The 24619-nt window shown below is 62.6% G+C and carries 26 protein-coding genes and 1 tRNA gene; 9 read left to right on the top strand and 18 right to left on the bottom strand.

What is annotated here, in order from left to right:
* Positions 1-495: 495 nt before the first annotated feature.
* Together F2P45_RS13940 and F2P45_RS13935 are read left to right on the top strand one after the other, a co-directional pair.
* Complete coding sequence (locus F2P45_RS13940) at positions 496-924, top strand: antitoxin PaaA2 family protein (protein ID WP_166875842.1); 429 nt, start codon at positions 496-498, stop codon at positions 922-924.
* Positions 925-933: 9 nt separating this feature from the next.
* Complete coding sequence (locus F2P45_RS13935; protein ID WP_166875839.1) at positions 934-1221, top strand: type II toxin-antitoxin system RelE/ParE family toxin; 288 nt, start codon at positions 934-936, stop codon at positions 1219-1221.
* A gap of 34 nt (positions 1222-1255) precedes the next feature.
* On the opposite strand, the gene F2P45_RS13930 is transcribed toward F2P45_RS13935, so the two are convergent.
* From F2P45_RS13930 to F2P45_RS13915, 4 genes are all read right to left on the bottom strand, one after another.
* On the bottom strand, positions 1256-1846 hold the full coding sequence (locus F2P45_RS13930) for an imm11 family protein (RefSeq protein WP_166875836.1): 591 nt from the start codon (positions 1844-1846) through the stop codon (positions 1256-1258).
* On the bottom strand, positions 1843-6084 hold the full coding sequence (locus F2P45_RS13925; protein ID WP_166875833.1) for an RHS repeat-associated core domain-containing protein: 4242 nt from the start codon (positions 6082-6084) through the stop codon (positions 1843-1845). Before F2P45_RS13925 ends, F2P45_RS13930 begins: the two co-directional genes overlap by 4 nt.
* A 66-nt stretch (positions 6085-6150) precedes the next feature.
* Positions 6151-6642 (bottom strand): DcrB-related protein, encoded by a 492-nt coding sequence (locus F2P45_RS13920; protein ID WP_229505080.1) that lies wholly within the window; start codon positions 6640-6642, stop codon positions 6151-6153.
* Positions 6639-6878 carry a hypothetical protein gene (locus F2P45_RS13915; RefSeq protein WP_166875830.1) on the bottom strand — a complete coding sequence of 80 codons (240 nt, stop codon included), beginning with the start codon at positions 6876-6878 and terminating at the stop codon, positions 6639-6641. Before F2P45_RS13915 ends, F2P45_RS13920 begins: the two co-directional genes overlap by 4 nt.
* A gap of 446 nt (positions 6879-7324) precedes the next feature.
* Between F2P45_RS13915 and F2P45_RS13910 the strand changes: the two genes are divergently transcribed.
* On the top strand, positions 7325-7522 hold the full coding sequence (locus tag F2P45_RS13910) for a hypothetical protein (protein WP_166875827.1): 198 nt from the start codon (positions 7325-7327) through the stop codon (positions 7520-7522).
* A gap of 7 nt (positions 7523-7529) precedes the next feature.
* Here F2P45_RS13910 and F2P45_RS13905 read toward each other — a convergent pair whose 3' ends face one another.
* Positions 7530-8018, bottom strand: coding sequence for a hypothetical protein (locus F2P45_RS13905; protein WP_166875824.1), 489 nt, complete (start codon positions 8016-8018; stop codon positions 7530-7532).
* Between the two features lie 68 nt (positions 8019-8086).
* The gene (locus F2P45_RS13900; protein ID WP_166875821.1) at positions 8087-8287 is read right to left on the bottom strand and encodes a cysteine-rich CWC family protein; all 201 of its coding nucleotides are present in this window, start codon (positions 8285-8287) and stop codon (positions 8087-8089) included.
* A 253-nt stretch (positions 8288-8540) separates the two neighbouring features.
* Between F2P45_RS13900 and argB the strand changes: the two genes are divergently transcribed.
* Together argB and F2P45_RS13890 are read left to right on the top strand one after the other, a co-directional pair.
* Positions 8541-9467, top strand: coding sequence for an acetylglutamate kinase (gene argB, locus F2P45_RS13895; RefSeq protein ID WP_166875818.1), 927 nt, complete (start codon positions 8541-8543; stop codon positions 9465-9467).
* Positions 9468-9509: 42 nt separating this feature from the next.
* Positions 9510-9584: transfer RNA gene (locus tag F2P45_RS13890), tRNA-Thr, on the top strand.
* 42 nt (positions 9585-9626) lie between these two features.
* Here F2P45_RS13890 and F2P45_RS13885 read toward each other — a convergent pair.
* Positions 9627-10517, bottom strand: a complete 891-nt coding sequence (locus F2P45_RS13885; RefSeq protein WP_229505079.1) for a TraB/GumN family protein — start codon at positions 10515-10517, stop codon at positions 9627-9629.
* A gap of 48 nt (positions 10518-10565) precedes the next feature.
* Here F2P45_RS13885 and F2P45_RS13880 point away from each other — a divergent pair, with 48 nt between their 5' ends.
* Genes F2P45_RS13880 through pabB form a run of 3 tightly spaced genes read left to right on the top strand, consistent with a single transcriptional unit; the run spans position 10566 to position 13739 of the window.
* Positions 10566-11294: a pyrimidine 5'-nucleotidase gene (locus tag F2P45_RS13880; RefSeq protein ID WP_370663250.1), complete on the top strand. Its 729-nt coding sequence runs from the start codon at positions 10566-10568 to the stop codon at positions 11292-11294.
* A 28-nt stretch (positions 11295-11322) separates the two neighbouring features.
* Positions 11323-11901, top strand: a complete 579-nt coding sequence (gene slmA / locus F2P45_RS13875) for a nucleoid occlusion factor SlmA (RefSeq protein ID WP_166875809.1) — start codon at positions 11323-11325, stop codon at positions 11899-11901.
* A 14-nt stretch (positions 11902-11915) separates the two neighbouring features.
* A complete protein-coding gene (gene pabB, locus F2P45_RS13870; RefSeq protein ID WP_166875806.1) occupies positions 11916-13739 on the top strand; it encodes an aminodeoxychorismate synthase component I in 1824 nt (607 codons plus the stop codon).
* Here pabB and F2P45_RS13865 read toward each other — a convergent pair.
* Positions 13736-14413 carry an ArsR/SmtB family transcription factor gene (locus F2P45_RS13865; protein ID WP_166875803.1) on the bottom strand — a complete coding sequence of 226 codons (678 nt, stop codon included), beginning with the start codon at positions 14411-14413 and terminating at the stop codon, positions 13736-13738. The genes pabB and F2P45_RS13865 overlap by 4 nt on opposite strands.
* A gap of 75 nt (positions 14414-14488) precedes the next feature.
* Here F2P45_RS13865 and F2P45_RS13860 point away from each other — a divergent pair, with 75 nt between their 5' ends.
* The gene (locus F2P45_RS13860; RefSeq protein ID WP_166875800.1) at positions 14489-15127 is read left to right on the top strand and encodes a DUF6058 family natural product biosynthesis protein; all 639 of its coding nucleotides are present in this window, start codon (positions 14489-14491) and stop codon (positions 15125-15127) included.
* Between the two features lie 54 nt (positions 15128-15181).
* Here F2P45_RS13860 and F2P45_RS13855 read toward each other — a convergent pair whose 3' ends face one another.
* From F2P45_RS13855 to F2P45_RS13810, 10 genes are all read right to left on the bottom strand, one after another.
* Positions 15182-15466 (bottom strand): hypothetical protein, encoded by a 285-nt coding sequence (locus tag F2P45_RS13855; protein ID WP_166875797.1) that lies wholly within the window; start codon positions 15464-15466, stop codon positions 15182-15184.
* 131 nt (positions 15467-15597) lie between these two features.
* Positions 15598-17145, bottom strand: a complete 1548-nt coding sequence (locus F2P45_RS13850) for a GMC family oxidoreductase (RefSeq protein ID WP_166875794.1) — start codon at positions 17143-17145, stop codon at positions 15598-15600.
* Between the two features lie 12 nt (positions 17146-17157).
* Complete coding sequence (locus F2P45_RS13845) at positions 17158-17583, bottom strand: organic hydroperoxide resistance protein (protein ID WP_166875791.1); 426 nt, start codon at positions 17581-17583, stop codon at positions 17158-17160.
* A 73-nt stretch (positions 17584-17656) separates the two neighbouring features.
* On the bottom strand, positions 17657-18421 hold the full coding sequence (locus F2P45_RS13840; RefSeq protein WP_166875788.1) for an alpha/beta fold hydrolase: 765 nt from the start codon (positions 18419-18421) through the stop codon (positions 17657-17659).
* Entirely contained in the window at positions 18421-18909 is a 489-nt protein-coding gene (locus tag F2P45_RS13835; RefSeq protein WP_166875784.1) for a nuclear transport factor 2 family protein, read from the bottom strand. The genes F2P45_RS13840 and F2P45_RS13835 overlap by 1 nt, the downstream gene beginning before the upstream one ends.
* Before the next feature lie 47 nt (positions 18910-18956).
* Entirely contained in the window at positions 18957-19514 is a 558-nt protein-coding gene (locus tag F2P45_RS13830) for a putative antibiotic biosynthesis monooxygenase (protein ID WP_166875781.1), read from the bottom strand.
* Positions 19511-20455: a catalase family peroxidase gene (locus F2P45_RS13825; protein WP_166875778.1), complete on the bottom strand. Its 945-nt coding sequence runs from the start codon at positions 20453-20455 to the stop codon at positions 19511-19513. Before F2P45_RS13825 ends, F2P45_RS13830 begins: the two co-directional genes overlap by 4 nt.
* Positions 20452-21903, bottom strand: coding sequence for an aldehyde dehydrogenase family protein (locus F2P45_RS13820; RefSeq protein WP_166875775.1), 1452 nt, complete (start codon positions 21901-21903; stop codon positions 20452-20454). The genes F2P45_RS13825 and F2P45_RS13820 overlap by 4 nt, the downstream gene beginning before the upstream one ends.
* A gap of 37 nt (positions 21904-21940) precedes the next feature.
* Positions 21941-23518 carry a GMC family oxidoreductase gene (locus F2P45_RS13815; protein ID WP_166875772.1) on the bottom strand — a complete coding sequence of 526 codons (1578 nt, stop codon included), beginning with the start codon at positions 23516-23518 and terminating at the stop codon, positions 21941-21943.
* Positions 23519-23622: 104 nt separating this feature from the next.
* The gene (locus F2P45_RS13810; protein ID WP_166875769.1) at positions 23623-24555 is read right to left on the bottom strand and encodes a LysR family transcriptional regulator; all 933 of its coding nucleotides are present in this window, start codon (positions 24553-24555) and stop codon (positions 23623-23625) included.
* Positions 24556-24619: the final 64 nt, after the last annotated feature.

The raw sequence follows: 24619 nt of genomic DNA, 5'->3' as shown, positions 1-24619 counted from the left end.
CTGATTGTTGAGGTTGGCGCACGTGATCTCCTGTTGGGCATAATTTAGAGGCAACTATACGCCCGTTTTGGGGCAGCGTCATGAACGCGTGATTAGGGCGCTAATCACGCGTTGGGTTCGCTTTTGGCGGCGTCGGCCGTTGTTTCCGTGTCGCATCCCTGCAGTCCCCGTCGCGTAGCAGGTCAACCTGGCGAAGCCACTCCTCCGGACCGAGGACGGGCAGCGAGTGGATCACCAGTTCGGCGAATCCTCGCTTCCGCAGCCAGGTGATCGCCTCGTCGATTTCCTTCGGTACAGTCATCGGGTCCATCGCTAGGCGATGCGACGCCAAAACCGCTTCCCCCGGTTGCGCGTGCCATCGCGCCGTGTGCGCCAGGTTCGCGCAAGCAGCTTTATGTCAATTTTCCGGCGCGGCCAACAAAATCGGTACTTGCAATCTTCTATTATTTGCGGATAATCCAACTATTGTGCGTTCCGCATACAGAGGGGAAAAGCATGACGACCGAAACGATTGACCACGCCACCCTGACCAAGCTGGTCGAGGCCGGCGTTGTCCGCAGCGCGCACGTGGTCGGCCAGGACGGCGGCTGGGGCATCCTGGTCAAATACGGCATGACCGAGCGCGCCCTGGCGGCGCAGCGCAGCCGCCAGGTGCGGATCTTCCGCAAGCTCGAAACGCTGGTCGAATACCTGAAAGGGGTCGGCATCCCGCGCTTCGACGTGGACGCCGTGAACTACGACCCGCACAGCACCACCACCGCCAAGCGCCCGGATCGCGCCGCCGCCATGAAGGACGCGCACGCAGCGGCCGCCTACACGAAATGGCTCAAGGCCGAGGTGCAGGAGGCCATCGACGACACCAGCCCGACCATCCCGCATGACGAGGCAATGCGCCAGGTTCGCGCCGCGATCAAGCTGGCATAAGGGGAGCGCGTGCACGTCATCCACTGGAAAAAACAAGCCATCAACGATCTGATCAGGATCGGCCAGCACATCGCCAAGGACAGCCCGGCCAGTGCCGGGAAAATGATTGACCTCATCGAGGGCAAGGTGACGCCGCTCGCTGCTCATCCAAACCTCGGCCGCATCGGGCGCAAGCGCGGCACCCACGAGCTGGTGGCGCACGAAAGCTATGTCGTGATCTACCGGGTACTGACCCAGAAAATTGAAATCCTGCGCGTCAAGCACACAGCGCAACAGTGGCCACCGGCATCCGCTTAGCGTGCTATTTTTCCGTTTTCTGTGTTCTCCCCTACTATGGCGAGCCGACAATACTGGTCAATGGGACCTCTGTAGTGAAGTCAAATCCCGTTAACTTTGCGCTTTCGACTGCATCCTTAAATTTCTGCGAGACAAAAACGCTTGTTGGCGCCTCTGGTAAAGAAAAAATATGTGCATTTGCAACTTTTTCTTCATACAATACTGGCTTGCGTACAAGTATATTGCCGTTATCATATCGCGAGTAATCAGACTTCTCGAGGTTTACGCAGTCGCATATATGTAACAATACTCGATAACCAATAAAACCTTCCACTGGAGCGTCTACTTCCAGAAATTCTCCCACAGGAGATAAAAATTCATTGAGGGCGTTTCTGGCCGTTTCGCTAAGGATAAGGAACGGTGCCAATCGAAACGAAAAATCGCCGACAGCTTTTCTTTTCTTCCTTCTATTCGCAAACTCAAGAGGAACTGGAGTGTAGTCCGGCCCAAAGGGTTTGGCACCAAGTTTTGCACAGCGCGATGCAATATCCTCCTCCCATTGTTCGGTACTGGTGAGGTAAGTTTGAAGAAATCCAGGATACTTGTCCGAGTCTCCAAGAAGTTTAAAGATGCCTGTTGAATTCATATTACGGTACTCCATTTTGCAGTTCTTACAGCATTTAGCAGCTCTTGGCGAAGTTTGCCCAGTTCCATTTCAACGGCTTGTTTTCCTCCTTTAGCGTTAGCCGTTCTCAATCTATCGTTGACCGCATCGATGTACTTGTCCGGATGTCGTCCATTGTGAAGAATCCCTGGAATCGAAAGATCAGTATTGCCTCGATTTGGCAAGAACACTCCATTTAACGCATCGTCATGATGAATTCCATGAGCTTTAAGAATATTGCGTGCAGGAAGCGATCTAATCGACGTATCTCCGGCGATATGATGTGGCGTTGTGTTGGGAGGTCTGTGGATGCCTGCAGCCTCCATATTTTTTCCCAATGCCTTGGCGCACCATCCCCACGGATCCATCCAGCCTGTCGGGTTCGGCGTATAGGCGTACAGATTCGCTCCACCGTCGAGACCAATTGGATCCTGACTGATGAAACGACCGATATCCGGATCATAAAATCTGAAAGTATTGTAATGTAAACCTGTACTTTCATCCGCGTATTGACCGGGGAAGCGCAAGGGCTGCTCAATGCGAGCCAGCAGTGCTTGGTCCTCCCCTCCTTCGACCTTACCCCACGCGCGGTATTTTCCTGCCCAGGCGAGTTCCCCAGCTTCATCGGTTACTTCGAGCGGAGCGCCAACAAGATCCGTGTGGAAATGATATACACGCGTTGAATTCTTGGCGTTTTCGATGACATCAGCTGCGATAATTGAAGCGTCAAGACGAGCCAATGGCGTATATTCTGCGTCCGGACTGTAAACATAACTACTCACGCTAGACTCGCGCACTTCCTGGATCATGCGCAGCCCTTGCCATACGAATCGTTTCCTTTCAATGCGTTCCGCTCCCAGTGTTTCCAAACGGGTTTCCGTTGATCCGATGCGCCTTCCAAAGGGGTCGTAGTCGAAGCAGGTTTCCGTAAGGCCACGCAGGTTTTCAGTCGTTACCTTAAGGAGGCGATCGTCAGCGTCAAAGGTAAAGTGTTGCGTCTGATGTGCACCTTTTCGCTTAGTGCTCACATTACCCCAGGCGTCATATTCGAAGCGTATGTCTTGCCACACTTTTAGGCGGTTTCCTTCGAGCTGTCCGCTACTTTTCCGGCCAGAATCATCGAGTAGGTTCCCAACCGCATCCCATCTGAACTGCTCCTGCACCTGTTCGGCGGCCCGAGTGTGTTGGTGCAACTGCCCCGAAAGATTGTACCTAAAATTGATTTCGCCCCGTAAATTATCGCGTTGTTCGGCCAACTCGCCGGTCGCCTGGTAGCGGTAGCTACGCCATAAACGCCCTTGACCAGGCCCCAACAATTCAGGTGTCGCGCCCGCCGACTGCCATGTCCGACGGCCAAGCTGATCATAGCCGACCCGTTGCGTCAGTGTGCCTTGAGTATGCTGGACTTCGCGATGCAGACCGTCTCGTTCAAAATCACTGATCACATGACCCCCACTGTGGATTTGGTGCACGTGCCCTGAGCCGTAGGTAAGTGTGTCGATGCGTTGATTGTTCGGCAAAGCTAGGGTCGTCAGGTTATTAAGCTCGTCGAATGCATAGCTTACTGCGCCCTCAGAGCCAAGTTCTGTGACCAAACGTCCTCCTTTATCGTACTCGAAGCGAACTTCGCTAGCTTTTATTCCGAGCTCAGTGCCAATTTCGGTCGGAATCGTTCGCGCCTCAAGAAGCTGGTCGGCATCATCCCACATGTAGCGCGTGGTCGCGGTTGCTGTTGCTTGGGCAAGCAGGCGCCCCAATTGGTCGCGTGCGAATGAAGTGGTCCGACGTACCCGCTCGGCATAAGGACCTTTAGCGGAAAAATATCCGATTTTTTCCATTTCCAACAATTCGCCCGCTACATCGTAACGTAATCGGCGCTCGATACCATCGGGATTGATTTCGCGTGCTACTCTGTCGCCAATGTCATATTCAAAGCTGTAGCGTGTGTCACTGTCGCAGACGAGTTCCACCAATCGTCCCCGCACGTCGTATCTGTAGTGTAAGTGGCGTTGCGCCGGATCGATCGCATGAACAACCTGGCCACGTTCATTGCGTGTCCAACTGCGTGATTGAGCAGCGCTATTTTGTTGTTCGACGATGAGGCCCGCTGGGTCGTACTTGAATATTTCGGCACTACCATCGGGTAGAATAACTTGTACAGGCTCGCCGGTGCGAAGCCGCTTATACCGCGTAGTTTGGCCCAGTGCATTGGTGGTGGCAGCAAGTTGTCCATCAATGTCGTACTCATAGAACGTGCTTTTTCCAGAGCAGTCGGTGTACGCTGTGAGCAGGCCTCTTAGATTCCATTTCATTAATTTTCGACCGCCGCGCGCATCGATTTTGGCGAGAGGTAGAGGATTAAGGTCGTTGCCATACTCGTAGCTTTCCCGGCGATTCAAGGGGTCAATGGTAGACTTCGTACGGCCAAAATAGTCGTACTCGGCTCGCCATTGCCTACCGTCAGGCAGAGTCAACAAGCTGATTCGAAGGCTGTTGCCGTCATAACTAGTTTGCGTGATACGACCCAGCGGGTCGATATCACGAATGATCCTGGCCGCATCATCGTATTCGAAGGCGATTTCGCGATCACCTGGCAGTTGGATCAGGCTCGGCATTCCCGCGGTGGTATAGGCGACGTGATATTGCCCATTGTCAAAATCAGTGCACGCAATAATCTGGAAGTATTCGTCGTAAGTCCAGTGCGCTTCGCGCCCCTGCTCGTCTTTGGCCCAGGTTTGGCGAGTTGCGGTATCGTAGCTGAAGCTTGTCTGTTCTCCCGCGCTGGTACTGCAGGAAACCACACGCGGCTGACCGTCAACGGTTGCCCAGCGGTAGCTGCACTTGAAGCCAAGGGCGCCGGTGTGACTCTCCATCACGCCATCTGTGTAGGTGAATTGACGAACTATGTTTCCATTGGCGTCTGTCACTGAGCTCAACTGGCCTAAGGAATCGTACCCGTAACTAGCTAACGAGCCGGGCGTGCCGCCGAATTCGCATTCAACCTGTATGAGACGGGATGGAGCGTCGGTGTAATGCAGTCGCAGTTGCTGGTCGCCGCTGGTTCGAATTGTCTGTACACGGTCGAATTCGTCGCGTTGGTAAGCATGCCACTGGCCTGTGCGGTTCTCCACGCGCCGGACCCAAGCGATGTCGTTACTGCCAAGGTCAAGATGGCCGAAATCGTAGTACATCTCATTGAGGTCGTAGAGAATGAATTGGCCGTCCGTGGTGCAAGCGAGATAGCATTGCTCGACGTCGCTAAAGACAGCGTGGCCAGGCTGAACCAAGGGGAAGCCGGTTTCGCGGCCTTCGCCGTCGGCAAACCAGATCTTTCCGTCGCGCTGTTGCAAGCGCAGATCCCAGGGCAGCACCCAGCCCGTGCCCAAGGTGCTTTCATGGCGCAGGTTGCTGCCGTAAAAGCGGGAGACAATCAGCGGTATCTGGCTTTGCATGACAAAGTCAATCTCGTCCTGGGTTAACAGGACTTTGCGGCCCGTGGCGACGTCAACTGGACGCCCGAGTATACCGCCCATGACGCGGGTGACGACGGGAGTGATAACGTAACGGCCCACTGCTTCGCCGATAACGGAACCCGCCACAAATTTGCCTAAGCAAGGAAGGATTGCCCGCGACAGCCCTCCTGCCCCTTTGATCAGGCCCCCTACTCCGCCAAGCAGGCCCGCGAGCATGAATGCCACCTCGGCCTTCTCCCGTAACTCAGCGGGTACTTCATCCTCAATCGGGAGATAAGCGACGGTTCCACCGCCGATGAAGACGTTAGAAGAGCCGTCGTCGATTTTGGCCCCGCACGTGATGGAATCCTTTTTCCTTGCTGCTGGCAGGCCGTTGATGAAGACGTTTGAGGACCCCTCTGCGACCAGCGGAAGCGGATTGTGCTTGCTACAGATCGTGGTACTGCGGGTGGCGTGGGCGGCCGCCAGGTTGTTTACGAAAACGTTGGGCGAACCGCTGGTGATCGTACCGGATGGCGAAGTGAACATCTTGCCGATCGACTCTCCCAAGCCGGCAAGCAATGGGGCCGCAGCCCCGGCGGCAATTCCAGCCAACAGTCCCGCCACCAATGCTAGACCGCAGCCGCAAGTGACTGTGGCAAATGCGACAGCGGCGATCAGGGCAATGCCGATGAGCGCGCCTACGAGAAATCCAGTCAGGGCGCTGGTGTGGGCAATAGAGTCGGTAAGTCGGGCGGCTTCAAACATAGGCGTTGATGGCTTTGGCTGGAAACGACTGCGTGCGAGGCTCCGCAGCCGGGTTATTGGGGCGTCTTATGGGGCAACGGGAGCTGTATCGGCGGCAGCTTGCGTCGGTGCAATAAAACTGTCGAGCCAGCTTCTCCAGAGTCCCTCGAACTTATCGTCGAAGGCTCGCGGACTGGCGGCCGTGAGAATCAGCGCACGCTTGGGTCCAACGAGGAATGCGGCTTGACGCTGGCGTATCGTTTGCGCACCGTTCTTGTACTGTGCTTCGATTCGTTCGCCAACGCATGCCGGATTGCCCTGGCCAAGCAGATCGGGGATGCGCGCAACCACTTTGTGGTTCGGGATACGCGACTTGAGCACGCAGAGTTGGCGGTCGACGTAGGTGGCAAGGGTCTCGCCCTCGATTAGCCAATCGCGCGCGATGCTCAGGTTAGGCTGGTTTTGCGGATCTGCGGGCACGAAGATGTTGGCGCTTCGGTCTTCGAATCCGGGAGGTAGGCCAATACTGCCTTCATGCATTCCAATGCGCTCAAAGGGCATGGCATCGTCGGTGCTCATGGAGTCACCGCCGCACAATCGATTCGGATGATGCGGTTGGCTTGCTGGACAGGCGAGCGCTCGCCACCAGTGCTGATGGTTGAACCATCTACACGAACGCCAGGTACTCGCGTCTCTAAACCATCGTAAAAGTAGGCCGTTGTGTTGACGAAGGCGACATAGTCAAAGATGACTATCTGTGCGGAGGCGGAAGCGGCGGCAAAACCAAACAGTAAGCCGGTGACAAGGATTTTCATGTTTCACTGTAAATTAGTTGCAGGACAATATTTGCTTTTACTTCATCCTCTGTTCTGGGTCAACACTAAACGTACTGATTGTAGGACGGGGATCGAGGTTTAATGTGAATCGCCCTGGGTTTGAAGGAGGCTCCAATATGTGAGAAAACGGAGCCACCATGAAGAAATCGAAATATTCCCCGGAAGTGATGGAGCGCGCTGTGCGCATGGTCGACGAGGCCGGCGGCCAGTACGAGTCGCAGTGGGCGGCCATCACATCCATATCGGCCTAGATTAGCTGTACCGCGGAAACGCTACGTCGCTGGGTTCGCCAGCTTGAGCGCGCTTGCTATAAGAGTGAGCCAGTCAGAACTGGCACAACAATTTTCTATACTCAATACCAACATCTTGTCCAGTCTGCAACAGATTCAGACGCAACTGGTGAGAAAAAAACCATCGGCGGCTGGATGAAGGATATTGGAACCGCGTTTGTGTCCAGTCCGGCACTGGTGGCCAGTGTCGGGTCAATTCTGACAGGGTATGTCGGGCTGGCAAAGCTGACCGCGAGCACGGAAAAAGCGGTCGGTATGCAAACCACACCCGCACCCAACCCGGCGTTCAGAGAACCGGTTTCCGCGCCGGCCATTCCGCAGGAAGGAGACTAACGCCCGCTCAGCCTTGATCGTACCTGTGCATGTTTTCATCAGCAAAAGCTTGCTCGAAAAACGCCTCCAAACTTGGCGGTAGCGCGAAAAAACGGAAACTTACCGCATCCTTGCCGCACGCGTCTTCCAGTCGCTGCCACTGGGCCGGTGGCAGCACAAGAAATGCCTGTTCACTATTGCCAGTGGTATCGGTACACATGCGCAGTTCCGCATCGTCCTTGACCAGCTGGCTCAAGGTGTAGACCGAAATCAGATTGTCGTCCCGGCTCTCCTCGAGCGGCACATTGACGCTCTTGCCTTTGTAGGTGTATCTGGTTTCGCCGCCACGCATGCCCGCGCTCACCGGTTCCAGGCCGGGAGTATTGCTCGCAATGGTGGCCCACTGCGCCAATTCTTCACCGTGTTCGGCCCACACAAATTCGTGCTGGGTTAACAGGTCCATCGCGGACTTGTTTTGCGGCAGACGGACGATACTGGCGGCCAGGTCGTAGTACATGGGGAAATCCTGTTCAATGGGGATAGAGAATTTCTCAATCCAGCAGTGCATGCGATATGAGCGCCCGCTCAGTCGCCCACAGTGTCGGACGAGGATGTTTTTTGCGCATCGATGTGCTTCTTCAGGCAAGCCGGGCACCAGCAAGCGGCGGCGCCATCCGCGGCCGGCACCACCACCACCGGCGGCAGCTCGGTGCACCAGCACGGCCCGGCAGTGCCATCGGCCATGGCGCAGCCGAACTGCGCGCCACAGCGGCTGCAGGTACTCATGGCGTGCCGCCGTCAGGCGAGCCGAGCCAAAATGGGAAAAGGCAAATGCGGGCGATGCCATTCATGGACGTGTTTCCTGATCAATTGATGCGCTGTCCGCGCCGGCGCCAAAGGGACCTCGGGCGCCGGCGGGATTCATTTAAGCCCAGCCTAACGGATCAAAAATGAAAATACAACAAGATAGCCCTATAATGCCCACAAGCTTCTCCCTGTTGCCTGTAAAATCTCGCAAAATTTCATTTCCGGACCCGCCATGACCGCTCCTTTGCCCACACTGAAGACCGACCATCAAGACGACCTGACCGCGGTTTCTCCGCAGATCAAGGCGCAGATCCTGGCCGAGGCACTGCCGTATATCCGCAATTTCCATGGCAAGACCATTGTCATCAAATACGGCGGCAATGCGATGACCGACGAACGCCTCAAGCACGGCTTCGCGCGCGACGTCATCCTGCTCAAGCTGGTCGGCATGAATCCGGTCGTGGTACACGGCGGCGGTCCGCAGATCGACAACGCCCTGAAAAAAATCGGCAAGCAAGGCACCTTCGTGCAAGGCATGCGCATTACCGACGAAGAAACCATGGAAGTGGTCGAATGGGTCCTCGGCGGCGAAGTCCAGCAAGATATCGTGATGCTGATTAACCACTACGGCGGCCAGGCTGTCGGCCTGACCGGCAAAGACGGCGGCCTGATCCGCGCGCGCAAGATGGCCATGCCCGACAAGGAAAACCCGGGCCAGTTCCTCGACATCGGCTTTGTCGGCGAAATCGACGCCATCAACCCGGCCGTGGTCAAGGCGCTGCAGGACGATGCCTTCATTCCGATCATCTCGCCGATCGGCTTCGGCCAGGATGGCCAGGCCTACAACATCAACGCCGACGTTGTCGCCGGCAAGATTGCGGAAATCCTGAAAGCGGAAAAGCTGATCATGATGACCAATATCGCCGGTGTGCAAGACAAAAAAGGCAACCTGGTGACCGACCTGTCGGCGCGCGAGATCGACGAAATGTTCGCCGATGGCACCATTTCGGGCGGCATGCTGCCTAAAATTTCATCGGCGCTGGACGCCGCCAAGTCGGGCGTGAACACCGTTCACATCATCGACGGCCGAATCGAGCACTCTTTGCTGCTCGAAGTCTTGACCGAACAGGCTTTTGGCACTATGATCCGGTCGCACTAAAATTTTTGTGGCGGCATCAGCCGCCACGGAAATATCAATACCGCCCTTTTAGCTCAGTGGTAGAGCACTCCCTTGGTAAGGGAGAGGCCACGTGTTCAATCCACGTAAAGGGCACCATTCCTTCAGCAGCACCCTCCCCTGTAACGCCCTTCCAAACAGTCAATACACGCGCTCGACCGTCAGCCCTTTTCCGCCCAGCAATGCCGGCACGCTGTTCTTGCCGACCAGGTGCAGCACGCCGATCGCCGCCACGCTCTTGTCCTGTTTGGCCAGCAAGGCGGCCAGCTTCTCGGCCAGCGGTCCGTTGCGTTCTTCCAACAGCACCTTTTGCATGAATTTGCCCGACACGCTGGTGTCGCCCTCGACCTTGGCCGCCACCGCATCGAGCGCCGCCTTGTCGGCCGAACCCCAGGCATCGACAATCTGGCGCATTTCCGCGCGCTGCTTGCCGGACTCCATCATCTCGACGCTCTCTTCCAGGAACTTCCACTGCTCTTCCACACCGAGCCGGTCGAACATGGCGAACTGGGCGCTGATCGATTCGAGCTCGATCACCGGCACCTTGACGGCACGCGCCATCTGGGCCAGCTTGATGTCCACCGCCAGCTCGGCCTGGTAACCCTCGGATGCGTACTCGGCCAGGGTCAGGGTGGTGGCCACCAGCCACGGCTTGAAGCGCGCCACCGCGGCCGGATCGATTTTCGCCTTTTTCAAGGCTTGCTCGACGCGCTTGCGAAACGCCGGCGAGCGATCCTGGAAGCCGGGCTTGCCGGGCGCCAGCATGGCATGCGCCTGCATCGCCGCGCCGAGCTTGGCCGGGTCCTGCAGCAGGTCGACTTCCAGCGCCAGCGCCGAGGCGTTCTGGATGGCCGTGGCGATGCGCGGCTCGAGCGGATAGAACTCGGGCAAGCCCACATGCATGGTGCCGAACAGGTACATCGTGTGGCCGCTGCCGCTTACCTTGAACAGCGCGCCGCGCTCGGCGCCCCAGGCCGACGGCAGGGCCAGCATCAGCAAGCTGAGGAACACCACTATAATTGGACGTCTCATGCGTTTTTTCCTTGTTGGTTCGCTTCCGCGTTTTTATTCAGGTCTCTTGTGTCCAATCTTACCCGCTCCGCCCCGCTCTGGTTGTTTGATCTCGACAATACGCTGCACAACGCTTCGCACGCGATTTTTCCCACCATCACGGCCAACATGAACGTGTACATCGCGCGCGTGCTGGGCGACGGCGTCACGCCCGCCAGCGCGGACGTGGTCAACGCCGCCCGCCTCACGTACTGGAAACGCTACGGCGCCACCCTGCTCGGGATGATCAAGCACCACAAGGTCAGCGCCGCCGACTTCCTGCACGAGACGCATAACATCGAACGGCTCGAAGACATGATCCGCTACGAACGCGGCCTGGCGCGCCTGCTCAAGCGCCTGCCGGGCCGGAAAATCCTGCTGACCAACGCGCCGACGCGCTATTCGACCGACGTCATGCGCCACCTGGGATTGCGGCGCCACTTCAGCCACCACATCGCCATCGAAAACATGCACGTGCACGGCCAGCTGCGGCCCAAGCCGTCCAAGCTGATGCTGCGCCGCCTGCTGCGCAAGCACGGCGTGTCCGCGCAGCGCTGCATCCTGGTCGAAGACACCCTGGCCAACCTGCGCACCGCCAAACAGGTGGGTATGCGTACCGCATGGGTCACCCAATATCTGCGCACGGCGGACCCCATCGGTGTTGCGCCGTTGCCAAAAAAGTTAAAACGCCCCGCTTACGTCGATGTCAAAGTAAAATCCGTGCTTCAGTTGCCGAGATGCATGAATCGGCTGCGCTGACAACGACAACCCACCTCATCGAGAACACATGGCAAGCACCAAGCCGGGCCAGCGCAAGCTGCAAATCCTCCAGGCTCTGGCCTCCATGCTGGAGCAGCCCAAAGGCGAGAAAATCACCACGGCGGCACTGGCAGCACGGCTGGACGTATCCGAAGCGGCGCTGTACCGCCACTTCGCCAGCAAGGCGCAGATGTTCGAAGGCCTGATCGAATTCATCGAATCGAGCGTCTTCGGCCTGATTAACCAGATCGCCGAAAAGGAACAGGGCGGCATCGACCAGGCCCACGCCGTGTTGCAGATGCTGCTCGGCTTCGCCGCCAACAATCCCGGCATGACGCGGGTGCTGATCGGCGACGCCCTGGTCAACGAAGACGAACGCCTGCAACTGCGCATGAACCAGTTCTACGACAAGGTCGAACTGGCCTGCAAACAGTCGCTGCGCCTGGCCGTCACCCAGGGCCACGGCCAGGAAGCCGATGTCGCCGCGCGCGCCAGCCTGCTGGTCGCCTACGTGGTCGGACGCTGGCACCGCTACGCCAAGAGCGGCTTCCGCCACAATCCGGCCGAGGGCACGGCCCTGCAGATCTCCCTGCTGCTGGCGGCCTGACCGTCTTTACACCGATGAACAGCGCGGACTGCTTTGCCCTGCTCGACGACGCCACCGGCGGCGCCGCGCCACAAGCCGGTTCACGCCTGTACACGGGCCACGCGGGCACCCTGCGCTGCGACCATGCCGATGACTGGCCGGACCTGCTGGCGCAGCTCCAGGAAGCGCTTGCGCGCGGCCTGCACGCGGTGGCGGTGCTCGGTTATGAACTGGGCGGGCACCTGCTCGGCATCGATACGCACGCCATCGACAGCCCACTGGCGCAGGTGCTGCTGTTCGCTACCTGCACCCGCCTCTCGTGCGGCGAGGTGGCCGTCTGGCTGGATGCGCAAACGGCCGCGCACGATGGCCCGGCCGGCATCGCCAAGGTGCGCGCCAACGTCGACCAGCAGGCCTTTGGCGATGCCCTGGCGCGCATCCACGACTACATCGCCGCCGGCGACACCTACCAGGTCAACTACACCTACCGCCTGCACTTCGACGCCTTCGGTTCGCCCCAGGCGCTGTACGCCCGCCTGCGCGCGCGCCAGCCGGTGCCTTACGGCGCCCTGATCGCGATGCCCGGCGGCGGCGCCGTGCTGTCGCTCTCGCCCGAACTGTTCGTGCGCCATCAAGGCGGCGAACTGCTGGCGCGCCCGATGAAAGGCACCGCCCCCGCGTGCGACGACGAGCTTGAGAACGCGCGCCGCGCCAGCGCGCTCGCGGCCGACCCCAAGAACCGCGCCGAAAACCTGATGATCGTCGACCTGCTGCGCAACGACCTCGGACGAGTCGCCGTCACCGGCAGCGTCGCGGTGCCGGCGCTGTTCGACGTGCAGCGCTTTGCCAGCGTGCTGCAGATGACGTCGAGCGTGCGCGCCCGCCTGCGCCCGGACGCCACGCTGGCCGACATTTTTGCCGCGCTGTACCCGTGCGGCTCGATCACCGGCGCACCCAAGCGGCGCGCGATGGAAATCATCCGCGAGCTCGAACCTGCCGCGCGCGGCGTCTACACCGGCGCCATCGGCTGGTTCGAGCCGCCCGCCGCGCCTGCGGCGATCGGCGACTTTTGCCTGTCGGTGCCGATCCGCACCCTGGCGCTGCAGCCCGAACACGCCGGCACGCGGCGCGGCGAAATGGGCGTGGGCGCCGGCATCGTCTACGACAGCGATTGCGCCGACGAATACGCCGAGTGCCAGCTCAAGGCGCGCTTTCTCACCGGCCTGCAAAACCAGTTCGAAGTCTTCGAAACCCTGCACGCCACGCGCGACGATGGCTGCCGTCAGCGCGAGCGGCACCTGGCGCGCATGGCGCAATCGGCGCGCTATTTCGGCTTCCCGTTCGATGAAGCGGCCGCCCATGCGGCGCTGGACGCCGCCTGCGCCGCGCTGGCGCCCGGCGTGGCATCGCGCATGCGGCTCGCCATCGGCCCGTCCGGCGCCTTGAGCGTGCAAAGCGGCGCGCTGGCGGCGCTGACGCAGCCGGTGCGCGTGCTGCTCGCGCCAGACGCAATGCGCGCCGACGACCTCTTCCTGCGCCACAAAACCAGCATCCGCACGCGCTACGACGCCGCCTGGCGCGCGGCCGAGGCGCAGGGCGCATTCGACGAGCTGTTCTTTAACGAGCGTGGCGAACTGACCGAAGGAGGCCGCAGCAATGTGTTCGTGCGGGTCGACGGCCGCTGGCGCACGCCCGCCCTGGCCTGCGGCCTGCTGCCCGGGATCATGCGCGCGCTGGTGCTGGCCGATCCGCAGTGGGATGCCGAAGAAACCATCGTCACGCGCGCGATGTTCGAACGCGCCACCGGCCTGATGATCTGTAACGCCCTGCGCGGACCGATGCTGGCGGTGCTGGCCTAGTCCACCCAGGCGCGCAAGGCCCGTTCGCCGGCATCGCTGAACGCCACCACGCGTGAATCGAGCGAGCGCCTGGCCCAGCCCAGTTCCTCAAAGCGCGCCAGCAGCGCGTCGCCCAGGGTACCGGCCAGGTGATGCCGGCGCTCGCTCCAGTCAAGGCAGGTGCGGCAAAAGGCGCGCCGCGTGCCGCTTGCTGCCGCCAGGTCGACGCCGAGCGCGCCGACGATGGCGCTGCCGGCCTCGGTGAGGCGCAGGCCGGCCGCATCGGGAGCGAAGGCGCCGCGTGCCAGCAGGCGCTCGTAGAGCAGCACCCCAAGTTCGCCGGCCAGATGGTCGTAGCACACGCGCGCCTTGCGCAGGGCCGGTTCGCGCGGGCTCGAACGCAGCCGCAAGGCGCCGGTGCGGAAAGCGACATTCATCAGCGATTCGAGCAGTTGCGCCACATCGTCGTCGGCCAGGCGAAAGTAACGGTGGCGGCCCTGCGCTTCCACCGCGAGCAGTCCGGCGTCGACCAGTTTGGCCAGGTGCGCGCTGATGGTCTGCTTGGTAACGCCGGCGATCTCGGCCAGCTCGGTGGCGGTGAGCGCCATGCCCGACATGAGCGCGGTCAGCACTTCCGCGCGCGCGTGATCGCCGATCAGGGCGGCGATGCCGATAATATTGGGTCCGTCTTTCATGGTTCGATGGTAGCCGAACCGTGCAGGGCGCACAAGCTTGTATAGTAGGCCAAATCGACCAACGAGAGAGCGGCCATGGACCTGATCCGATACCTGAGCGATTTCTACTTCACCGAAGAACAGCTGCTGGCGGTTTCCGGCATCGACCCGGACGAACTGGCGGCACTGCAGCAGCGCGCGATGATGCCGCAGGCGTCGTACCGGCTGCGCGTTGACGTGAACTGCGACTCCTTCTTCGGCGCGCACCAGGAACACAAGCAGCTCGTCTACTACGCCAAGGGCTATGCCTCGTGGATCGGACTGCTGCAATCGCTGGGCGGCGAAGGCGATGCCTTCCGCGTCTTCGCGGAGCGCTACCGCGCGCGCCTGACGCAGCTCAAAGCGGCCGGTCTGTGCACCGACAATCCCAAGCTGGGCGCGGGGCTGGAACAGCACCTGGTCGAGGAGTGGCGTCACTTCCTCGAAGGCACCTATGGCGTGTGTACCAAAACCGGGCTGCCGGAAGATATCGCCTCGAAGGAGCTGGCCACGATGATCATCCGCGAGATCATCGGAAAACCGGTGGAACAAGCGCTGTCGACCCGCGACCGGGTGTGCCTGACCCTGGCGGTGGACCTGTTAGATACCGCCAGCGGCCAGTTCGCGCCCCATGAAAAAGAGCGCAGCTCGCGCAATTTGCTCATTGACGAGGTGCGCAAGACTTATCAGTTATGACCAACGCATTTGCCGGGATTGCCAGCTTGTAGTCAGTATCCCGACGACGGTTCGTCACCCTCTGCACGGCGCGGGAATGTCGCTCAGACTTGCGCTGTCGCCGGTGGCCACCACCACCGTCACTAGCAGGGCGATGATGAGGAACGGCGAAATATGCTTCACCAGGAACTGGAGCATGGTGTGTTCTTTGCCGAACTGGTCGGCGCAGGTCAATCCCTTGCCTTGCGCCGCACTCGGCTCAGCCGCCTCATTGCCGGCTGCCGCTTTCCATGGTGCATATGCCTCGCGCGCATGCGCATCCCGCTCTTCATCGACAACAAAAAAGTCCCTGGCACTCATCACACATTCTCCCGTTCGACGGCCATCGATGCGCGGCCATGGTGGTTAATGAATCCTGCGAAAGCATCGTTCTCACGCTGTTCGATCCGCGCCGGCGATATTGGTTCCACGCCGGCGCGCGAACCGGCCGCTCAGGCCCGGATGGCGGCTTGTTTGATGATATCCGATAACTTCTCCGCCATCATGATGACTGTCGGATTCAAGTTAATGAGTGGAATTTCGGGAAGGATCGAGGCATCGATGATCCGCAGGCCGCCCACCCCATGCACGCGCCCCTGTTCATCGACGACGGCGCGCGGGTCGTCCGGCAAGCCCATCGGCGCGCTGGCGCAAGGGTGCTGCAAGGTGCCCACTCCGGCCGCCAGCGCGCTGCGAATCTGCTGCTCGCTGTCGTCGGTCGACGGCCCTGGATACAGTTCCTCCACGATCATGCTCTTGAGCGGCTCGGTGGCCGCCAGCTTCCTCGCCAGGCGGAAACACTCCACCATGCGCCGCATATCGTCCTCCGTGCTCAGGTGATTGAGCTCGATCAGCGGGGCCGCGTGCGGATCGCGGCTCTTGAGGCGGATGCGCCCGTGCGAGGTGCAATGCATCAGTTCCAGGCCGAGCGAAAACGCCACGCCGGTCGGGCTGCTGGCCGGGTCGAGCAGGTGCGACGGCGAAATGCCGATGTCGAGCTCCTGGTCCGAGCTGGCATACGAGGAATTGGTCCACCACTGGGAACCGACCACCGGGTGCTCCTGCCCTTTCAGTTCGGCTTTCGCGCTGAAATTCATCCAGAAAAAGGCGTGATCGAGCAGATGGGTACCGACCGGCGCATCCTTGACCAGCGGGATGTCCAGGGCTTCCAGGTCGGCCTTCGGGCCGATTCCCGAACGCAGCAAGATAGCGGCGGAGCCATACGCGCCCGCGCTGAGAATGACTTCCTTGCCACGCACTTCGCGCCCGCCAGCGAGCAGCACCGAGGCCACGCGTCCATCCCGGCACACCAGTTTATCGATGATGCTGCGCTCGAGAATGCTCAGGTTCGGACGCGCGCGCACGCTCCGGGTCAGGTAGGCCATGCCGGTGTTCACACGCACGCCGTTGATGATGTTCATCGGGTTCGGACCGGCGCCATTGTTCGCTTCGGGATTGTTGAAGTCATCGACCCGGCGCGCCCCCAGCGCCCAGGCCGCTTGCACCATGGCGCGCTGCACCGGCGTGATGCCCTCCATCGACATCTGATGGATCGGCAGCGGGCCGCTGCGGCCGTGCCAGCGTTCCTCGCCATGCGGGGCGCTTTCCATTTTCTTGTAATAAGGCAGCACGTCCTGGTAGCCCCAGCCGCGCAAGCCCTTTGCCGTCCAGCGGGCAAAGTCGAACGGCAAGGCCCGGCACGCCACCGCGCCATTGATGGCGGAGCTGCCGCCAAGCACCTTGCCGCGCGGCGCATACAGCGGCTGCGCCTGGGCCAGCGGGACGGCGTGGTAACCCCATTCGTAGCGGGCGTCGGCGTTGGCGGCGATGATGTTGCTGCTGTAAATTTGCTCGGGATACTCGTCCGGATCGAAGGCGCTGCCGGCCTCGACCAGCAAGACGCTGAGCTGGGGCAGTTCCGACAAGCGGGCCGCCAGCACGGCGCCGGCGGAACCGCCGCCGAGAATGACGATATCAAACAGGTGACGATCAACAATCATGAGGCTATCCATTCAGACCAGGGTCAGGGTGACATCGATATTGCCGCGCGTCGCGTTCGAGTACGGACACACCTTGTGGGCGGCGGCGACCAGCGTCTCCGCCGTGGCACGCTCCATGCCGGGCAAGGAAATCTTCAGTTCAATCTCGAGGCCGTAGCCGGTGGCGGCCTGGCCGATGCCGGCCGTCCCTTCGATGGCCGCATCGGGCGGCAGCGCCGTCTTGCCGTGGCGTGCAACGAGTTTCAAGGCGGCCAGGAAGCAGGCCGAGTAGCCTGCGGCAAACAGTTGCTCCGGATTCGAGCCGGGGGCGCCATTGCCGCCCAGTTCGCGGGGCGTGGTCAGGGTGAGGTCGAGCGTCTTGTCGGCCGAAACGGCGCGGCCTTCGCGCCCGCCGGTGACGGTCACGCTGCTGCGGTAGATGATGTTGGCGATGGACATGGGTGTTTCCTGTTGCGTGAATGGATGGAATACCTTGCCAGGCCGGCGGCGCGCGGCCGCCGGCGCGGGCAGGTCAGCGCTTGACGGCGGCCAGGATGACGTCGGCCACTTTTTGCGGCTGCGACAGCATCGGCACGTGGCTGCTGGCCAGCACGGTGGTGACCGCATTGAGCTTCCTGGCAAAGGCGCGTTCCAGGTCGGGCGAGATCATGCGATCGTTGCTGGCGACGATGTAGTAGTTCGGCTTGGTCTTCCAGGCCGCGTAAGTGATCTTTTCATCGAAGGCCCTGGCCGGGAACAAGCCTTGCGTGGCGGCGTACGCCCTGGCGGTCGCGGCCGGGATATCCTGGGCGAAGTTGGCCGCATACGAGGCCTCGGACAGGGTCAGGTAGCCGGCGGCGTCGGGCTTGAGCGAGGGCACGCCCGGCGGCACCGGATAATCCTTGCCCACCGTGCCGAGGGTCTCGCCTTCGGACGGGGCGAACGCGGCCACGTAGACCAGCGCCTTGATCTTGTCGCTGTCGCCGGCCTGGGTGATCACGGCCCCGCCCCAGGAGTGGCCGACCAGCACCACCTTGCCCGGCTGGGCGTCGATGGCTTGTTTGGCGGCGCTGACATCGTCGGCCAGCGACGACAGCGGGTTTTGCACCGCCACCACTTTCACGCCCTTCGCTTGCAGCAGCGGGATCACCTTGCCCCAGCTGGAGCCATCGGCAAAGGCGCCGTGCACCAGCACCACCGTGGTGTCGTCGGCGGCCCGGGCCGGCAAGCTGGTGGCGGACAAGGTGGCGGACACGGCGGCGCTCGCCAGCAGGGTATGTTGGAGTAGGTGTTTCATCATGAGGCCTTGAACGTGGTTTCCTGCTGGTCGACCCAGGGCTGGAACAGATCGGCCGGCCAGTTCGGGTCGACATTCGAGGCGCGCGAGAGGCACTTCCAGACGCCGTCGCGTTTTTCGAAGCGGTCGGTGTAGGTGCCGGTCGAAACCACGCCTTGCTTTTCCGCTTTCCAGGTGACGATCCAGTTCCATTCGACCTGGGCCAGGTTGTCGCCGCCGTCGATGACGAAGGTGCCCAGCGCATGGCGCATCAGGTGCAGCGGAAACACGCTGTGCGCGTAGTCGTACAGCTGCTTGAGTCCTTCCACGCCGCGAAACACGTTTTCGCGGATGTCCTTCACCGAAAATTCGGCTTCCGGCCAGTACAAGGTGATGTAGGTCTGCGCCGATGCCAGGCTGGCATCGTTGTCGATGTAGCGCTGGTGCAGATTGAGTTGTTCGAAGATCTCGAAACGGTCGCTGGTGCTCAAGGGCGTTTGATAGGTCATTACAATGTCTTCCTTTAGAAAATCAACTAACAAAAAAATACGTCAGGTCAGCGCGACAGCCAGCCGGCCGCCATGCGTGACATCAGGGGCATCAGCCAGTACACCATCAGGCCCGACACCAAGGTGGCGCTCAGCGCACCGAGCGCCAGCGCGGGCACGGCCGGGGCCAGCCGCTCCGCCGCCGCGCGCACCACGGCGGGAATGAGCGTGGTCAGCGGAAACACCGCCAGGGTCGAGAGCAGCCATTGCTTCCAGCGCCTGGGCAGCGCGCCGGCACCCGACGGGGTGAACCAGAACGCCGACCCGGCGTGGACCTGGTAGCGTTCTTCGCGCAGCAGCCACGGGCGGGCCTGTTCGATCAACTGGCGCCGCTGCGGCGAGACCAGCCATGCGCTGGCGTCGCCCACCGTGGCAAAGCGCAGCAGCACCACATAGCTGGCGCCGGCGCCGACCGGCTTGATCAGGTCCATCGCCAGGTAGCCGCGGCACTGGCGGTGCGCCTGCGTGGCCGCCACCATCCAGCGCTCGTAGTCGGCGCGGTGGCGCGGATCGACTTCGTGCACGATGGCGCTCATGCCTTGCTCGCCAGCGGCCGCCAGGCTCATGCCCGCACCGGGCGCCGCCGCAACGCCGCGCGCCGGTACAGTTCGGCGCGCGCGGCAATCATCGGATCGCCCGACTCTTCGATACCGTCGATCAATTGCCCGGGATTGAAGGCGAGCGCTTGCTGGCGCGCCGCCTGCATCTGTGCGTCCGCCTCGACCGTCTCGACAGTGAGGATGCCGAGTTCGATTTCCGGGCGCGCATCCGGCCCGCTGCGCGGCCAGGCCAGCGAACCGTCGTCAAGGTCGTCGTCCGGCGCGGCGCATTGCAGCACCAGCCGCAGCCGGGCCGGCGCGCGGCCCAGGCGTTCGCCCAGCTCGGCGCCGAGGAAATCGGTGCCCGGCAGCGCAGCGTGCGACGGCGCAGTCAGCGCCTGCAGCGGCTCGATCCGGTAGCGCCCGTGCACGGCGGCGCCGGCGGCGTCGAGCAAGCGCACGCTGTTCACGCCAAAATATTCCTGGGCCAGGTAACTGGCGGGCGCCGGCTTGGGCGCTTCCAGATAGCGCTTCGCGCGCGGATGGCGTGCCAGAAAGGCGTCCAGCGGCAGCGGATCGGGCCGCTCGCCGCCCGCTCTGGCGATCCCCTGCAAAAAGCCGAGGAACTGCTCCGGCGTGGCCACCGGAAAACCATCGTAAGAATGCGCGACGATGTCGGTGTGGCGGCCGTCGTCCAGCAGGAAGCGCAGCGCCAGTCCCTGCGGGCCGGCGTCGGGGTCGCCGTCGGCGCTGGACGGCACGCCGCTGAAGTTCGAAAAGCGCAAGGTGAGCGGCACCGGCGCGCCCTGCAAGTGGGCCGCGCGGCTCAGGCGCGCCGCCGCCGGCGAGGCGCTAAAGCTGCCGTGCGCCACGATGCCTTTGGCATGCGTCACGCGCAAGCCCTCGTGCCTGCCGAAGATGCCATACAGGGCATCCAGCAACCCCTCATACAAGTCCGGCTGGTTCACGCTGCGCCCGGGCTCATGGCGATGTGCTTGTACTGGAGAAAATCGTCCATGGCCGCCATGCCGTTCAGGCGCCCCAGGCCGGACTGCTTGTAGCCGCCTTCCTCGCATTCGTCGTACACCACGGCCCAGTCGTTGATCCAGACCGTGCCCGCCTCCAGCCGGCGCGCCACCCGCAGCGGACGGTCGACGTCGCGCGACCAGATGCTGGCGGCCAGGCCGAACTCGCTGTTGTTGGCCAGGGCGATGGCTTCGGCTTCGGTATCGAACACCTGCAAGGTCAGGACCGGGCCGAAGGTTTCCTTCTGCACGATGTCGAGCTGGGGGTCGCTCACTTCGAGCAAGGTGGGGCGATAGAAAGCGCCGCGCGCCAGCGCGCCTTCGCTCACCGCGCCGCCGCGCACCAGCACTTTGGCGCCTGCCGCGATGGCCGCTTCGACCACGCGCTCGACCCGCGCCACGTTCGGCTTGTCGATCAGCGGCCCCATCTCGCTGGCCGGGTCGCTGGCCGGTCCCACCCGCACCGCCGCCAGGCGCGCCGCCAGCTGCGTGCGCACGGCGTCGGCAATGCCGCGCTGTACCAGCAGGCGCGAGCCGGTCATGCAGAACTGGCCGGAAAACACGGTCAGGGCTTTTTCGAGCTTGGGCAGGGCGGCGCCGAGGTCGGCGTCGTCGAACACGATCATCGGCGTCTTGCCGCCCAACTCCAGGCCGAAGCGCTTCAGGCGCCGCGCCCCGACTTCGGCAATCGCGCGGCCGGTGCCGGTGCTGCCGGTGAAACTGATGACTGGCATATCGGGCGATTCGATCATCCACTTGGCGCCTTCCGCGCCCGACTCCGAGAACAGATTGACCACGCCGGACGGCAGGTCCGCCACCCCGGCCATGATGGCCGACACCAGCGCATTGGTTTGCGCGGTCTGGCCCGGCATCTTGATGACCGCCGTGCAGCCGGCCGCCAAGGCCGGCGCCAGCGAGCGGATCATCAGCACCACCGGCGAATTCCAGGGCGCGATGATGCCGGCCACGCCGATCGCTTCGCGCAGCACCAGCGAGATGCTGCCCGCCTTCGGTTCGAGGGCGCGTCCGTATTCGGTGCGCACCAGCGAGGCGTAGTAGCGCAGCTTGGAAGGGACCATCGACACTTCGAAGGCCGCCTCCGCCTTGATCTTGCCGTTCTCGGCAGACAGCAGTTCGACCAGCGCAGGGGTATGGCGCTCGAAGGCGTCGGCCAGCGCGTGCAGGACCCGGGCGCGCAGGGCGCGGTCCTCTTTCCAGGGCGAGTCGGCAAAGGCGCGCTTGGCGGCGGCGGTGGCATGCGCCGCTTCGCGCGCGCCGCCGTCGGCGTAGCGCCCGATCACCTCGTAGCTGGCCGGATCGATCGAGTCCTGGTGTTGTTCGGAATCGTGCCATTGGCCGTCGATCCAGTGCAGTGCGGTGCTGTTCTTCATGTTGGTTTCCTTTTCAGTCTCTCAGGTAAGGCGGTATTCAGGCGTACAGGCTGGCGATGCGTTCGGCCGTGGCGATGACGGTGACGTTGGTGGCCACCGAGGGCACGTCCGGGAAGATCGAGGCGTCCACCACGCGCAGCCCTTGCAGGCCATGGACACGGGCGTCGGTGTCGACCACGGCCGAGGGATCGCTACGCGGGCCCATCGGGGCGGTCGAGGTCGGGTGGTGATAGGTGTCCACGGTGGCCATGATCGAGGCCAGGATCGCCTCGTCCGACTGCGCCTGCGGCCCCGGACTGAGTTCGGCGTGCACCATGGCGGCCAGCGGCGCGCCGGCGCCGATCTTGCGCGCCAGCTTGACCCCTTCGAGCAGGCGGGCGCGGTCGTCAAGCGCCGCCAGGAAGCCGAGGTCGATGCGCGGCGCGGCCAGCGGATCGCGGCTGGCCAGGGTCAGGCGTCCACGCGAGAGGGGGCGGGTCAGCGCCACCGCCAGCACGAAGCCGACCCCGGTCGGGCTTTGCTCGTGCGGGAACAGGTGGGTGGCCGTGATGTGCAGGTCCAGTTCATCGTGCCGGGCGCCGCTGCTGGCGGTCCACAGCTTGGCGCCGATCACCGGAGTCTGCGCGCCGAGCGCCTCGGGCCTGGCGGCGTACGCGTTGTAGTAGAACGGATGGTCGGCCAGGTTTTGCCCGACCGCCAGGTCGGCCACCACCTCGATGCCGAGCGCGCGCAGGTCGGCGGCGGGGCCGACGCCGGAGCGCAGCAGGATGGCGGCGCTGCCGTAGCTGCCGGCCGAGAGGATCACTTCGCCGCCGAACAGTTGTTCGCCGTCCGCCAGTTGCACGCCGATGGCGCGCTGGCCGTCGAACAGGATCTTGTCGACCAGGCAGTCGGGGCGAATCCGCAAATTGGGCGCCGCGCGCACGGCCGGCGGCAGGAAGGCCATGCCGGTGTTCACGCGCACGCCATCGACGACATTCATGGAGTACGGTCCGACCCCGTTGGCGTCTTCGCCGTCGAAGTCGGCCACCGCCTTGAAGCCGCATGCCAGGGTGGCGTCCATGAAGGCGCGCTGCATGGGCGTGATGTCTTCACGGGTGAGCTGGCGCACCGGCAGCGGTCCGCTGCGCCCGTGCAGGGCATCGCTGCTGCCGCTGCGGGTCTCCAGGCGCTTGAAGTACGGCAGCATGTCGGCGTAGCTCCAGCCGGGCAGGTTCCAGCGCGCAAAGTCGGAGGGCCGCGCACGGATCGCCACCGCGCCGTTCACGCCCGAGCTGCCGCCGAGCACCTTGCCGCGCACGGCGCCGATGGCGTGGCCGACGTAGCCGGGTTCGCTGCGGTAGCCCCATTCGAATTCGGCGTCGCCGTTGGCGCCGAGGATGTCGCTCGAAGCGATGGCGGCGGGATAGCTGGCCGCCTCGTAGCTGTGGCCCGCTTCGAGCAGCAGTACCGCGCGCTGGCGGTTCTCGCTCAGGCGCCGTGCCAGCACGGCACCGGCCGAGCCGCCGCCGACGACGATCACGTCGGCATCCTTGGCCGCGGCGCCGGGGGCGCTGGCCGGGTGGGCCGCGCTGTGCTGGCGGCCGTCTTGGGTACTGTGCGATTGCTTGTTCATCTCATCTCCGTTCGGTGGCAGGTCCACCGGGGCGCAGATTAGAGTGTTTGCAACATTAGCGTAAGGCAACTAAATGCGAATCGCTGGTTCGGGTTTTCCGAACGTTAGCTCCCGATGGCGTCGAGCTCGGCCCGGATCGGCCGTTCCCACACGGGCGGATCGCCGATCTGCTCGGCCAGGAAATTGACCAGGGTGCGGATCTTGGGCGAGGCCCGGTGCGACTGGCGGTAGATCGCCGAGACCACCCCGCCCGAGGGCGAACAGGCCGGCAGGACAATCCGCAGCTCGCCGGCGGCAATCGGATCGGCCGCGAGAAAGGTCGGCAGGATGGCCAGGCCCAGTCCGGCCTTGGTCGCTTCGAGCAACTGGTGGCCGCTATCGGTGCACAGGCGGTTGCGGATGCGGAACGATTCGAGTTGCCCGTTCACCAGCAGTTGCCAGGTGCCCTGGGGTTCGCGATTTCCGTACAACAGGCCATCGTGCGCGGACAGCTCGGCCGGATCGGCCGGCGCGCCGCGCCCGGCGAGGTAGCCCGGGCTGGCGCAGATCAAGTGGCGGTTGACGGTGATCGGCCAGGCCACCAGGGTCGAGTCCTGCAGATTGCCCATGCGGATGGCCACATCGTAGTTTTCATCGTGCATGTTGACGTAGCGGTCGCTCAGGTCGATCTCCATGCGCAAATCCGGATACATGGCGGCAAACCGGGCCAGCATGGGGCCCAGGTAGCGCACGCTGGCCGCCATCGGCGCCGCCACGCGCAGCTGGCCGCGCATGCTGGCCTGGGCGTCGAGGACGGCGTCTTCCGCTTCGCACACCTGCGCCAGGATGCGCACGCAATGCGCATAAAAGGTCTGGCCGGGATCGGTGATCCCCATTTTGCGGCCGCGTACCAGCAAGGGCACGCCCAGGCGCCGCTCGAGCTGCTGCAAGCGCTCGCTCACCACGGATTTGGTGGTGCCCAGGCGGCGCGCCGCCTCGGACATGCTGCCAGCGTCGACGACGGTGACAAACAACTGCATTTCAACAAATTTGTTCATGAAGTAAGCCGGTGAATGGCGGCGTGCCGCGGGCGTGGATTGTAAAACCTTTCATGCCATCCAA

This window comes from Massilia mucilaginosa (genome assembly GCF_011682145.1).
GTDB lineage: Bacteria > Pseudomonadota > Gammaproteobacteria > Burkholderiales > Burkholderiaceae_D > Telluria_A > Telluria_A mucilaginosa.
This window is presented reverse-complemented; position numbering and strand designations above follow the sequence as displayed.